The organism is Eubacterium ramulus (genome assembly GCF_045002895.1).
In the GTDB taxonomy this organism is placed as follows: Bacteria; Bacillota; Clostridia; order Lachnospirales; family Lachnospiraceae; genus Eubacterium_I; species Eubacterium_I ramulus.
This window is the reverse complement of sequence record NZ_CP173382.1, coordinates 511614-525249: the sequence shown is the minus strand read 5'-3', so window position 1 is coordinate 525249 and position 13636 is coordinate 511614. Positions and strand designations below refer to the sequence as shown.

Annotated in this window: 13 protein-coding genes; all 13 read right to left on the bottom strand. The window is 44.1% G+C overall.

Annotated elements, in window-relative coordinates; all coding sequences use genetic code 11:
- Nucleotides 1-102: 102 nt before the first annotated feature.
- Nucleotides 103-816: a SigB/SigF/SigG family RNA polymerase sigma factor gene (locus tag ACIRUQ_RS02430; RefSeq protein WP_021740800.1), complete on the bottom strand. Its 714-nt coding sequence runs from the start codon at nt 814-816 to the stop codon at nt 103-105.
- A 6-nt stretch (nt 817-822) separates the two neighbouring features.
- Nucleotides 823-1287 carry an anti-sigma F factor gene (gene spoIIAB / locus ACIRUQ_RS02425; RefSeq protein WP_021740801.1) on the bottom strand — a complete coding sequence of 155 codons (465 nt, stop codon included), beginning with the start codon at nt 1285-1287 and terminating at the stop codon, nt 823-825.
- A 5-nt stretch (nt 1288-1292) separates the two neighbouring features.
- On the bottom strand, nt 1293-1598 hold the full coding sequence (locus ACIRUQ_RS02420; RefSeq protein ID WP_021740802.1) for an anti-sigma factor antagonist: 306 nt from the start codon (nt 1596-1598) through the stop codon (nt 1293-1295).
- A 283-nt stretch (nt 1599-1881) separates the two neighbouring features.
- Nucleotides 1882-3369 (bottom strand): zinc ribbon domain-containing protein, encoded by a 1488-nt coding sequence (locus ACIRUQ_RS02415; protein WP_049946855.1) that lies wholly within the window; start codon nt 3367-3369, stop codon nt 1882-1884.
- A gap of 10 nt (nt 3370-3379) precedes the next feature.
- Nucleotides 3380-3517: a hypothetical protein gene (locus tag ACIRUQ_RS02410; protein WP_021740804.1), complete on the bottom strand. Its 138-nt coding sequence runs from the start codon at nt 3515-3517 to the stop codon at nt 3380-3382.
- Nucleotides 3510-4910 carry a folylpolyglutamate synthase/dihydrofolate synthase family protein gene (locus tag ACIRUQ_RS02405; protein ID WP_172679903.1) on the bottom strand — a complete coding sequence of 467 codons (1401 nt, stop codon included), beginning with the start codon at nt 4908-4910 and terminating at the stop codon, nt 3510-3512. The genes ACIRUQ_RS02410 and ACIRUQ_RS02405 overlap by 8 nt, the downstream gene beginning before the upstream one ends.
- A 13-nt stretch (nt 4911-4923) precedes the next feature.
- Entirely contained in the window at nt 4924-7569 is a 2646-nt protein-coding gene (locus ACIRUQ_RS02400) for a valine--tRNA ligase (RefSeq protein ID WP_055290606.1), read from the bottom strand.
- Between the two features lie 506 nt (nt 7570-8075).
- Complete coding sequence (locus tag ACIRUQ_RS02395) at nt 8076-8726, bottom strand: hypothetical protein (protein ID WP_021740808.1); 651 nt, start codon at nt 8724-8726, stop codon at nt 8076-8078.
- Nucleotides 8727-8808: 82 nt separating this feature from the next.
- Nucleotides 8809-9309, bottom strand: a complete 501-nt coding sequence (locus ACIRUQ_RS02390; RefSeq protein ID WP_021740809.1) for a small multi-drug export protein — start codon at nt 9307-9309, stop codon at nt 8809-8811.
- A gap of 74 nt (nt 9310-9383) precedes the next feature.
- A complete protein-coding gene (hisC, locus tag ACIRUQ_RS02385) occupies nt 9384-10454 on the bottom strand; it encodes a histidinol-phosphate transaminase (RefSeq protein ID WP_044965041.1) in 1071 nt (356 codons plus the stop codon).
- A gap of 97 nt (nt 10455-10551) precedes the next feature.
- Nucleotides 10552-11595, bottom strand: a complete 1044-nt coding sequence (locus ACIRUQ_RS02380) for a sulfate/molybdate ABC transporter ATP-binding protein (protein ID WP_055290607.1) — start codon at nt 11593-11595, stop codon at nt 10552-10554.
- An 89-nt stretch (nt 11596-11684) separates the two neighbouring features.
- Nucleotides 11685-12389: a molybdate ABC transporter permease subunit gene (gene modB / locus ACIRUQ_RS02375; protein ID WP_022035568.1), complete on the bottom strand. Its 705-nt coding sequence runs from the start codon at nt 12387-12389 to the stop codon at nt 11685-11687.
- Nucleotides 12390-12587: 198 nt separating this feature from the next.
- Nucleotides 12588-13517 carry a molybdate ABC transporter substrate-binding protein gene (gene modA, locus ACIRUQ_RS02370; protein WP_055290616.1) on the bottom strand — a complete coding sequence of 310 codons (930 nt, stop codon included), beginning with the start codon at nt 13515-13517 and terminating at the stop codon, nt 12588-12590.
- Nucleotides 13518-13636: the final 119 nt, after the last annotated feature.

The following is a 13636-nucleotide window of genomic DNA, read 5'->3' as shown; positions in this document are numbered from 1 at the left end:
CGAATTAGCACAGGCTAACGTATATTCTATTACATCCACATTTGTTATGCAAGAACTTTTATTGAATATTTTTTATCATCAACTGCATACTGTAACAAAATATTATGCTCTCTCGCGCAATTTCGCAAGCAGTTTTTTCTCCCTTCTGGAAATCTGTACCTGTGTGGTACCCATGATTTTTGCCACCTCGGACTGCGTTTTTTCCTCCACATAACGCAGATAGATCAGCTGTTGCTCTTTCGCTTCCAGTGTATCCAGCAGCTGTTCCAGAAACAGATGGTCGGTACGTTCTTCAATCTCGTTATGCCGGTCACAAATCTGTTCTCCCAATGTGATTTCTTTCCCCTGATTGCCCGGAATCGACCGGTGCAGAGAGTCCACTTCTGTATTTGCTGCCAGCGACTGCACAATTTCTTCCTTCCGGATGCCTGTCTTTTCTGAGAGTTCTTCCAGTGTTGGCTCCCGCCCCACCGTATTCTGCCAGTCTGCTTCTGCCTTTCGAACTTTCCACGCAGTCTCCTTCAGAGAACGGCTGACTTTCAACATGCCATCATCCCGCAGATAACGGCGGATCTCACCGATGATGAGTGGTACGGCATAAGTGGAAAACTTCACTTCATATGCAGTATCGAACCGGTCAATGGCTTTCAGTAAGCCGATGCTTCCAATCTGAAACAGATCCTCCGGCTCATACCCCCGGTTGGAAAACCGACGCACAATGCTCCATACCAGTGGCATATTTTCCTGTACCAGCCTGTCTCTGGCTGCTTTATCTCCCTGGTGTGCCCGTTTAATTGTTTCCAACACCTGATCCATATGTAACTATCTGATCTCCTTTTTCATGACAACCCGTGTCCCTTTTCCTGGAGAAGATTCCACTTCCACAACATCCATAAAGGCTTCCATAAAAGAAAATCCCATGCCGGAACGTTCCAGATCCGGTCGTGTCGTAAACAATGGTTCCAGCGCCTGTTTGATGTCTCTGATTCCGCGTCCCTCGTCCGTAACCGCCACATACAACGTCCGTCCTGACAGGCTTGCCTCCAGCCAGATCGTGCCGCCTTTCAGATTGTAACCATGAATAATACAATTCGTCACTGCCTCAGACACAGCGGTTTTGATATCCGCCAGTTCATCGATGGTCGGATCCAGACAGCTGACAAATGCCGCCACTGCCGTGCGGGCAAATCCTTCATTTTCTGATTGTGCTGCAAACGCAATCTGCATCCAGTTTTCTCCCTGTTCCTGCGTTTCTGCCTGTGACTGTTTTTCTTTTTCCTGTATCATGCGCTTTATTCCTCCTCCATCAAGTGTTCCATGCCGGACATCGCAAATATTTTTTTCATCCGCTCATTTAAATGTACGGCATATACATGGCCACCGGACAGTTTCATGTTTTTATACCGCCCAAGAATGACACCGATGCCGGAACTGTCCATCCAGTCAGTGCCGGAAAAGTCAAATATAATCGTTCTGATAAAATGTGTCTCCACCATAAGATCTGCTTCTTCCCGTAGTCTGGCAGATACATGATGATCCAGCTCCTGCGGCAGAAAAATGCGCAGCGTGGTTCCTTTGATCTGATATTCACACTCCATGTTTTTGTCTCCTTTTTGGGTTTTATGTCTTTTATGACTTTTTATTTTTTATAAAGGCAGCTGGAGGAAGAAAATAAATAGAACAATTCGTATGGCATCTTTTGCCCCCAACATCTTCATATTTTTAGATACGAAAAAGACAGTATAGGAAAGATATCGTTACATCGAATTCATCTTCGATATATTGAATAAATATTTTTCGCATTAATATTTCGAAATATTCATTCACTTTATCTTTCGTATACTGTCTTCTACTTTCTAAAAATGCCTGCGGCATAATTCATTACTCGTTATCAGTATTGTTATCCGAGTTGTCCGCAGTTGTATTATCTGCCGCAGATCCGTCGGGAGTTCCGCCTGCCTGTGTACCGGTACTGCCGCTTGCATCCGGTACGGTAATACCGCGGGATTGCATATCATCGATCATTTCCTTACAGGTATTGCGCACGCTGGAGGAGTTTGTATGATTTTTTGCGATCTGGAACCATTTCAATGCATTGCTCTCATCTTTCTGATAGTTATAGGCAAAGGCCAGATAGTAGGCCGCTTTTCCTTCCTGATAACCTTCGTCAGTCTGTACGATGGATTCAAATTTTGTAATAGCTTCACTGTAATTGTTCTTTTCATACAGATCCAGTGCTTCATTCATATCTGCTTCCAGCATGGCACTTTTTACATCTGTCAGCATGTTATCATAAATCTGCTGTGCATTTTCACTGAGCAGATCACGGTTGACGTTTGCCAGGCTCTCGCCGGCTTTTACATTTTCTTTTGCCGCATAGGCCACGTAGGCGTTCAGCAGAGCTTCATAAGATGTGTTTTTCTCCCCGGCAGAACTTGTCTCTGTCTGTGCGTCCGCTACGGTCTGCTGCAGACTGGAAATTTCGTCCTCAAGGCTCTTTATGCTCTGCTCTCTGGTTGCAATGGTTTCATTTGCTTTGACCAGCTGGGATGCCGCGTTTGTATTGGCATTTTTCCGGATACCGGGTACGATCAGGAAACACACTACTGCGATTCCGATGGCGGCACCCACCAGCAGATTGACCACTGTCAGAACAGCGGTATTATCGGTAAACTTCGCCGGACGGATGATCAGATCATTGCCGCTCTGATAACTTACCGTATCTTTTTCCTTTGTTTTAACTTTTCCATTGGCTTTCAGATGTTCATGGCATTCCTTTTTGTAACGCATGGTATTCGCATCACCGACATCTATTTTTTCTGCATTTTTTAATGCACGCAGTGCAAGATCATAGCGTTCTTCTTTCATGTATAACAGTGCCAGCAGCTGATGACCTTTCACCAGCTTTGGATTCAATGCCAGTACTTTTTTCAGCTGGATCAGTGCCAGATCCGTATTGCCGTCTTTGCAGTAAGTCAATGACTGGTTAAATTTTTTGATGGTCTGGTTCAGGTTGTCCAGACGGGCAGAACTTTTCTGGATATCTGCCAGATAAGCGGTTGCCGGATTATCCTCTCCCTGCAGACTTTTACTGATGACCCACTCGCTCAGTGCTTTCACGGATTCACCCATCTCAAAGTAAACCAGTCCCAGCAGGTTACGGGCATTGGTGTTCATTTTGTTATAGCGGAGGCTCATTTTCAGATATTCAACGGCTCCGCTCAGATCACGAACCTGTGCGCGCTCCAGTCCGTCATTGTAAAGTTTGTTGGAAATACTGGCAATCTTTTTCCAGATTTTCACATCTGCTTCACAGTTCGGACAGGTATCCATAGAATCCAGGTACGCACCACAATAATAACAATTCATCTGTGCCCTCCTATCTTCTGCTCTCTTTCAACATTTCCTGTAAAATATCCATCATATCTGTCAGATCACGATTGTAGATCGCATCTTCTGCATCTTCCACTTCCATACTTGGTTCAAATTTCTTTAATTCTTCCTCGAAATCAATCATCACAGTTCTCCTTCCACGCTTCCATCAATGCACCGATAAAATAGAGGGAACCCGTACAGAATAACTTCTGTCCCGGCTTCTTCTTATTTTTCATTACCCGGAGTGCTTCCCGATAATCAGCAAAACCGATGATCGGATGCTCTGCATCAGACCGACATCCTGTTTTCGGATTCACTGTTTTCTCAGAAATATCGTCCGATGTCTGCTCCATCGCCTGTTCTTTTAACTTGTATTCAAATAGTTTCTGCAATTTTTCAAAAGATATGCCACGCTCATTCGGAATCGTTGTTACTGCCATCTCATCCCATACAATATCGCTGGTCAGCATATCGATCGACGTACTGTAATCCTTTTCTTTTACCATGGAAAACAGTAGCAGCGGACGATAACTGTCCGCAGCAGTCAGTCGCTTCACTGCTTCGGTAAACATACCGATGCCGGAGGTGTTATGCGCCCCGTCAAAATAAATCTCCGGTGCGATCTCCTGCATCCTTCCCGGCCAGAACGCTGCTTTCATGCCTGAATGAAGCTGCTGTTCAAAAGAATCACCGGAAAATGCTGACGGATACTGCTGCTGCAGAATGCGCATGGCAAGAATCGCCAGTGCCGCATTTTCCACCTGATAATCTGCTGCTCCCGGAATCGTCCATCTTGTTTCCTTATCATACGCAGTCGAAAGCGAAAAATCAATAAAATTATTCTTAAATTCCAACATCCGGTACATTTTCTTCTCAAGGGCTGTGCAGGGACTGTGTAATTCCCGCGCACGGTCTGCAATAACTGCTGCTGCCTCAGATTCATTAGCATCAAAGACAACCGGTACGCCCGTTTTGATAATTCCCGCTTTTTCCCCGGCAATCTGTGCAATGGTATCTCCCAGAATCTCCGTATGCTCCAGGCTGATAGACGTAATGATGCAAAGCACCGGATGTGCAACGCTGTTTGTGGCATCCAGTCTGCCGCCAAGTCCTGTCTCCAGTACGATATACTCCACTCCGGCCTCTTCAAAAATTACCATGCCCATGGCAAAAATAAACTCGAAAAATGTCGGATAGCCCAGACCTTTCCGTTCCAGTTCCTCTGCAGTCTTTTTTACCCGGGCATAGGCAGACAGAAACTGATCCTCACCGCATAAATCACCATTTAACTGAAAACGTTCCCGCACATCGATCAGATGCGGAGATGTGAACAGTCCTGCGGTTTTTCCCTCAGAAAGCAACATATGGTAAAGGAAGCAGCAGACGCTTCCTTTACCATTACTTCCTGCCACATGAATGACTTTGCAGCGATTACCAGGGTTGCCAAGCAGCTCCATGAAATGCTGTGTATGTGCAAGGCTGTGTTTTTTGGTAAACTTTGGAATTCCATACAAAAATTCCACCGCTTGTTTCATGTTTTCACTCATATTATTTTAACTGTGCCAGACGATTTTCCACGTCTTCCATCATCTGTTTATATTTTTCAAGTTTTGCTTTCTCCTCATCCACTTTTGCCTGAGGTGCTTTGCTTAAGAATTTCTCATTATTCAGCATACCGTTGGAACGAGCCAGCTCTTTTGCAAGTTTTGCTTTCTCTTTCTCCAGTCGTTCCCGTTCTTTTGCCATATCTACCAGCTTCTCTAACGGAATGTATACAACAGCATTCGGGATAACAACGGATACCGCATCCTCCGGAATTCCTGCTTTATCTGCCTGTACGTCGATCTCACTTGCAGAAATCAGCTGACTGTAAATATCTTTGTGGGAAGCAAACAGCTCACACAGGTCTGCATCCGAAGATACAATGAAGTATTTTGCTTTGCGGCTTGGTGGAACATTCATCTCGGAACGGATATTACGGATACCCTTAACCAGTACTTTGATGGTTTCCACATCTGCCTCTTCTTTTGCAAAATTCCACTCTTCGGTGTATTCCGGCCACGGAGCCAGCATAATGGTCTCTTCTTCCGGACAAAGCGTACAGAAGATTTCCTCTGTGATAAACGGCATATATGGATGCAGCATCTTTAATGCATTAGCCAGTACTGTTTTCAGAACCCACAGTGCCGCATTGGCAGCTTTTGGATCTTCTTCTTTCTTGTACAGACGCACTTTTGCGATCTCAATATACCAGTCACAGAACTCTTCCCAGATGAAATCATAGACTTTCTGAACTGCAATTCCCAGCTCGTATTTATCCATATTCTCTGTCACATCTTTTGCCAGTGTATTTACTTTCGATAAAATCCAGCGGTCAACCGGTAACAGATCTGCTGCTTCCGGTTTGGTCGGCTGCTCGTCACCCAGGTTCATCATAATGAATCGGGATGCATTCCATACTTTGTTTGCAAAGTTACGGCTGGACTCTACACGCTCCCAGTAGAAACGCATATCGTTTCCTGGCGCATTACCGGTGATCAGGGTCAGACGCAGGGCATCTGCACCATATTTATCAATAACCTCTAACGGATCGATACCGTTTCCAAGGGATTTACTCATCTTACGTCCCTGGGAATCACGAACCAGACCATGGATCAGTACCGTGTGGAACGGCTCTGTGCCGGTCTGCTCCAGAGCAGAGAATACCATACGGATAACCCAGAAGAAGATGATATCATATCCGGTGACAAGTACATCGGTCGGATAGAAATAATCCAGTTCTTCTGTCTTGTTCGGCCAGCCAAGTGTTGAGAATGGCCACAGGGCAGAGGAGAACCAGGTATCCAGTGTATCCTCATCCTGTTTTAAATGACTGCAGCCGCATTTCGGGCATTTCTCCGGCATATCACGGGAAACAACCATCTCACCACATTCTTCACAGTAATAAGCCGGGATTCTGTGTCCCCACCAGAGCTGTCTGGAAATACACCAGTCGCGGATGCCTTCCAGCCAATGCATATAAGTCTTTCCAAAGCTTTCCGGAACAAATTTTAATCTGCCGGACTGTAATGCATCAATGGCCGGTTTTGCCATTTCTTCCATTTTTACAAACCACTGCGGTTTGATCATCGGCTCTACGGTTGTCTTACATCTGTCGTGGGTACCTACGTTATGGACATGTTCAACTACTTTTACAAGTAAGCCAAGCTCATCTAATTTTGCAACGATGGCTTTTCTTGCTTCATAACGATCCATACCTTCGTAAATGCCACCATTTGCATTAATCGTTGCATCATCGTTTAAAATGTTGATTTCTGCCAGATTGTGGCGTTTTCCAACCTCGAAATCGTTCGGGTCATGTGCCGGTGTGATTTTTACACAGCCGGTTCCAAACTCTTTGTCTACATATGGATCCGCGATCACCGGGATTTCACGGTTTACGATCGGAAGCAGTAACTTCTTGCCGATAATATCTGTGTAGCGCTCATCATCCGGATTTACAGCCACGGCTGTATCACCCAGCATGGTTTCCGGACGGGTGGTTGCGATTTCTACAAATCTGCCTTCCTCACCGATGATCGGATATTTGATGTGCCAGAAATGACCTGTCTGCTCTACGTGCTCTACCTCTGCATCAGAAATAGAAGTCTTGCAGACCGGACACCAGTTGATGATACGGGATCCTTTGTAAATATATCCTTTGTCAAACAGGCGGATAAATACTTCTTTGACTGCCTCAGAACATCCCTCATCCATGGTAAAACGCTCTCTCTCCCAGTCAGCGGAAGATCCCATTTTCTTTAACTGTTTTACGATACGTCCACCGTATTCTTCTTTCCAGTCCCATGCATATTTCAGAAACTCGTCACGGGTTAAGTCTGCTTTATTGATTCCTTTTTCTTTCAGGCTGTTAATAACTTTAACTTCTGTTGCAATGGCTGCGTGGTCAGTACCCGGCTGCCATAATGCAGAATATCCCTGCATTCTTTTATAACGGATCAGAATATCCTGCATGGTGTTGTCCAACGCATGTCCCATGTGAAGCTGGCCGGTGATATTTGGCGGCGGCATAACAATCGTAAATGGTTTTTTACTTCTGTCTACTTCTGCATGAAAATATTTATTGTCTTCCCATTTCTGGTAAAGACGGTCTTCAATCCCTTTTGGATCATAGGTCTTTGCTAATTCTTTCATTTTATCTCCTTTCAAGTGCTTTGTTTTATAAGGATTTCAACCGAATTTCCTGTAAAACAAAAAACCCCTCACATACATAATCGCATGTGAAGGGCGAATCTACGCGGTACCACCTTCATTTTATCCCATCAACTCCCTGTACAAAAACAGCTTGTACCTCTCTTTCTTTTCCGGAAATTAATGGAATCTCTATGATTGATTAACGGGAATCACCCGGGATCTCCTACCCACCATACAACAAACATATCATCTGTTCTCTCAGAGCAACAAAACGTAAATTCACAACGATCGCTGCTTTTGTCCTATACATATGCTGCATTGGCTTCAGATATCCGGTTCCAAAGCTACCTTCCGCAAACTGCCTGTCAGACGGTCTTTCAGTCCATGGACCCTCTTCCCTGTCACCGCATCTTTTGCGTACTCCTCTTTGTCATTACCTTTTATAACTATAAAATTTTCAAAGTCATTAAACATGATAAACAACATTTTTTGCCTTGTCAAGTTTTTTATAATTGCGAATACCCAAATCCGTTTACCATAGCTTCAATCGCAAATCCTTTTTTGCAATACGGACATTCATCTCGGCCAAACGCCTGATAGCCCGGCACATCATCCGCATTGAATACAGAATGCACTTCCATGCCGCCAACTTTCTTCACGGTACTGAAGATGGAAGAAATGCCATGAACAGTTCCGCCATAATACTGCACGCACTCCAGACTGCGCCGCACAGTCAGTCCCGTCGTTGTAGTTGCCAGCAGCAAAATCACATTTTTTCCTTTGATGGCAGGAATCGTATTGTCACGGAAAATCAGCTGATTGTTCGCATTATACTCCGGTGTGACCACATAAATCGTATCATGCAGGTTCGTGTTGCGAAAACCGCGTTTTTCAAACTCCTGTGCCAGATAAGCACCAACAACTTCCGTGCCGTCCATGCAGACGATCGTATCCACCACAGTAGAGTTCACATAATCTCCTGCCAGACTTTTTGCAACTTCCTGTGCCTCATTGGCACGGGTTTTCAGGCTCGTCATATCAATATAAAAGTTGATATGTGAGTGGCTTGTAGCAAAATGTCCCGGAATGGCATGCAACGCTACGTGATTGTTGTTTCTTGCATACAGTTTTACCATTCTTGCTTCCATTGTTTCCATCGTAAAGTCCCCCTCTTACGCTATATTATTATGTCTGTCGTTATCGGGCAGGCAAAACACTCTGCTTCTTCATCATTTTTCATTATCTGATGATATGTCCAAGTACACCATAAGAAATCAGTGTCATGATCACGGCTGCAAGACAGATTCCAAGCAAAATCGCCTTGAAAGCTTTCTTGATATCCATATCGATCAGCGATGCCACCAGTGCGCCGGTCCATGCACCGGTTCCCGGAAGCGGAATGCCAACAAATAAAACCAGTCCCCAGAATTCATATTTTTCAATCTGGTCACGCTTTTTCATTGCTTTGTTTTCCATCTTCTCAACCAGTGGCCGCAACAACTTTGTTTTCTTCATTGCTGTAAATATTTTTTTGATAAAAAATAAAATAAACGGAATCGGAAGAATATTTCCTACCGCGCTGATCAGGATTCCTTTCCACATCGTAACATCAAGTAACGATGATGCCAGAATACCTCCTCGCAGTTCCAGAATCGGAAACAGTGAAATAATAAACACAATTGCTTCCCTTGAAATATGTGCACCTAAGGTACTTGTAAACCAGGTTACCAGACTTTCCATATAATCCTCCTAAAATCATTTTTTCTCTCAGTCAGAGTTGAGATTCCCATGTTTGCATCCTATGCACAATGCACTTATAATCTGCCGGATTCCTTCAGATAATTCTCTACTTCCGACAGGAACTCGTCCATCTCAGCATCTGTTCCGATTGTGATACGCAGATAATTATGAATACGCGGTTTATTAAAATAACGGACATAAATATCTTTTTCTTTTAATTTTTCAAATAATTCCTCTGCCGGACAGCTTTTGTGAGATGCAAAAATAAAATTGCTTCTGGAATCACGGAACGTAAATCCAAGTTCTGTCAACCGTAGTTTTACACGTTCCCTTGTCTGAATGATCTTATGTAAAGTTTCCTCAAAATATGCCTGATCTTCGATGGATGCCACACCGAGATCCAATGCCGTCTGATCCATTGTATAGGAATTGAAGGAATATTTTACATCATTCAGATATTTGATCAGTTCCGGTGATGCCATGGCATATCCAATGCGCATTCCCGCCATGGAACGTGATTTTGAAAATGTCTGCACTACGATCAGATTATCATATTTTTCAAGTAACGGCTGGGCTGTCCTGGCCCCAAAATCCACATATGCCTCATCAATGATCACGATAACATCCTGATTGTGCTGCAAAATATCCTCAATCATCTCCTGGGATGCTTCCACCCCAGTCGGTGCGTTCGGATTTGGAAAAATCACACCACCGTTTTCTTTATAATAATCCTCTTTTCGGATATTGAAATCATCATCCAGCGGCTGTGTCTCATACGGAATACGAAATTCCTCCGCCCAAACATCGTAAAAAGAATAGGTAATATCCGGAAACAGGATTGGTTTTTCACTATTAAAAAAGGTCATAAAACACATGGCGAGAACATCATCGGAACCAACACCGACAAATATCTGCTCCGGTTTTAAACCTTTCTGCTTTGCAATCGCATCCACCAGGCGGGTACAGGCCGGATCCGGATACAGTCTCAGACGGTCAGGATCCAGATTTTTTAAAGCTTCTGCCACGCCGGGAGCCGGTGGATATGGATTTTCATTTGTATTTAATTTAATCATACGCTCCTTATTTGGCTGTTCGCCAGGAACATACGGAACGACTTTGCGAATATTCTTTTCCCATGCTTTCATCATCACTTTTTACTTCCTTTTACAGTTTTATACACTGTATCACACTAAAGTGTTGCTTGTAAAGACTTTTTAAGGATATAAAGCCAAATGAAGTTTTTTATGCATGTAACAGCAGCAACGCATGTTCCGGTATTGTAATGCGTAATTGTTCATGCTGTGCAAACTGTTCTGCCTTTTCTTTATCCATCAGGATTCGCAATGACATCGTCTCTGTGCTGTATTTCAGTACCAGTTCTGACTCAAACTGCTGCTCCAGCAGACGATCGGTCTGCATGACAGAACTGTTCTTTGCTTCTGCCAGATCCGTAGACACGTCGATATAATGTGCGCGCACGCCCACAAATGTCGTATTTTCCGGAATTTCTTTTTCCAGTTCAAAGCAGATTCCCCAATCCGGAACATCCAATTGATGCTCTGACAGCCGTTTTGCCGGTACGATATTGCGGCAGCCGGAAATACGGGCAGCTGCCCTGGTCACCGGATTTGCAAAAAACTCTTTCTTCTCCTGCACAGTCTCAATATGTCCCTTATCCAGCACGCAGATGCGATCACAGAGATGATACACCTCATCACGGCTGTGTGACACAAAAAGTACAGTTTTCCCAATCTCGGAAAGCAGATCCTGCAGTTCCTCTTCCACCTGCCATTTCAGAAAACTGTCCAATGCCGACAATGGTTCATCCAACAGCAGAATCTCCGGCTGTGATGCCATCATACGGGCCAGCGCCACACGCTGTTTCTGGCCCCCGGAAAGCTGCCGCGGAAGATGATGCTCCAGTCCTTCCAAACGGAAACGGCGGATATAATCCTGCACGATTTCCTTTTGCGGTTTTCTTCCCATGCCCGCCATGATATTTTTCTCAACGGTCATATTAGGAAACAGGGCATAATCCTGAAACATATATCCAACCTTTCTTTTCTGCGGAATCAAATTGATTTTTTTCTCAGAATCGAATAATGTGCGACCATTTAATATAATTTTCCCCTCATCCGGGGTCTCAATTCCGGCAATGCATTTCAATGTCATACTTTTGCCACATCCGGAAGCACCAAGCAGAGCAAACATTTCCTCGCCTGCCGAAAACGCAACATCCAGACAAAAATTGCCGATTTTCTTTTTGATTGCTACTTCTATTGCCATAATATTCCTTTTCCCACACACATATTGAGTAAAGCGGACATTCGCAATCCGCTTTTCTTCTATGTTTAAGTCGAACTCACGTGAGTACCCTACCAGCTCTGCGTATTCTTCATATTTTTACCTGCCACCAGGTTCATTGCCACGATGATGCAGAAAGCAATTGCAAGAATGATGATAACCCACACACCTGCTGTCAGATAGTCACCATCCTGAATAACCATGGCGATTTTCTGCGAAATCGTCGATGTCTTACCGGGGATATTACCTGCCAGCATAGAAGTCGCACCATACTCTCCAAGAGCCCGCGCAAAGGTCAGTATTGTTCCTGCGATGATACCGGGACCCGCATTCGGCACTGCAATCTTCCAGAAGATCTGCATTTCAGACATTCCAAGCGTCCTGGCCGCATAGATCAGGTTTGCGTCCAGCTGTTCAAAGGACGCCCGCGCATTCCGGTACATCAGCGGGAAAGAGATCACCGTTGCCGCAATGATACATCCAAGCCAGGTCTGTACCACCTTAATGCCGAACTGCTCAAACAAAAACATACCGATCGGGCGGCGCTTACTGAATAATAAAAGCAGAAAAAATCCGGCAACCGTCGGCGGCAGCACCATCGGCAATGTCAGGAAGCCATCCGCAATAGCTTTGACACGTTCTCCCGCATGTATCACTTTTCGTGCTGCAAATAATCCCAGGAAAAAGGAAATAACCGTTGCTACAATTCCTGTCTTAAAGGAAATGAACAACGGTGTCCAATCCAGATTCTTCACAATTTCCATAATTGTATCCATATACAAATTCTCCCAGTCCTTCCTTCCACATCCATATAAATCCACATTCTTTTACCTGGTATCTATCCAGATGTTACAGATAAAACCCGGACATACTCTGTCCAGGTTTCATCTGAACTTCTATGAATTTTGAAATTATACCGAAAAAATACTGATGGTAATCAATATCATTTCCAGGAAGTATCATAGTTTATCGGCTTAGTCTTCTACGTTTGTATCAAAATAGTAGCTGTCAAAAATAGCTTTTGCCGCATCAGATTTTACGAAGTTTACAAAATCCAGGGCTGCTTTCTGTTCTAACTCATCAGCCTCGTCATTCTTAACCTGAGCGATCGGATAAATAACATTACCTGTCAGATCATAGCTGATGACCTGAAGGATGTCCAGCTTATCTTCCAGTCCGTATGTATCAGAATAATATACTGTACCTACTTCGTTAGATCCTTCTGCCACCTGAGTCTTAACAACACTTACGTTACCGCACTCATTGATTTCAACTCCGTCCAAAGCCTGGGAGATCACATCTGTCGGTATTGTAGATACATCATCTACCGCATCCAGCATTCCGGCATTTACCATGGCCTGACGTGTGTATTTACCAACCGGAACACTTCCGTCTGCCATTGCGATGCTCTTCGCATCTTTCAGGTTCTCAAGACCTGTAACTGCTGTGCCGCTTCCTTTGTATGTGATTACTACAACCTGGTTGTTTACTACGTTATGACGGGTTCCGTCCACTACCAGCTGATCATCGTTCTGTAACGTATCCATCTGCTTCTGGGCTGCAGAGAAGAATACATCACAAGCTGCACCTTCCTCAATCTGTGCAAGCAATGTTCCTGAACTGTCATAACTCGGTATGATTGTTACGTTCGGCTGAGTCTCATTGTATTTTTTAATCACTTCGTTTAAAGCATTCTCCAGACTTGCTGCTGCAAATACCGTAATCTGTGTGCTTTCAAGCTCCTCTGAATCAGAATTCTCCTTAGCTGCCTCGGAGCTGTCGCTCTGCTCTGCTTTCGCAGATGTGTCATTTGCTGCTCCCTGATCTGTGTTCTGACTACCGCATGCTGTCATGGAAAGAACCATAACACCTGCCAGTATTAAGCTTAGCACTTTCTTTTTCATTTCACTTTTCTCCTGTTTCTTTTCATTTTTGTCATGTTTTGTCATGTTTTATATATTTTTGTTATACTATAATTCATTTTGTTTGTCAAGTATATTATTGGTATTTATGTGGTATACCA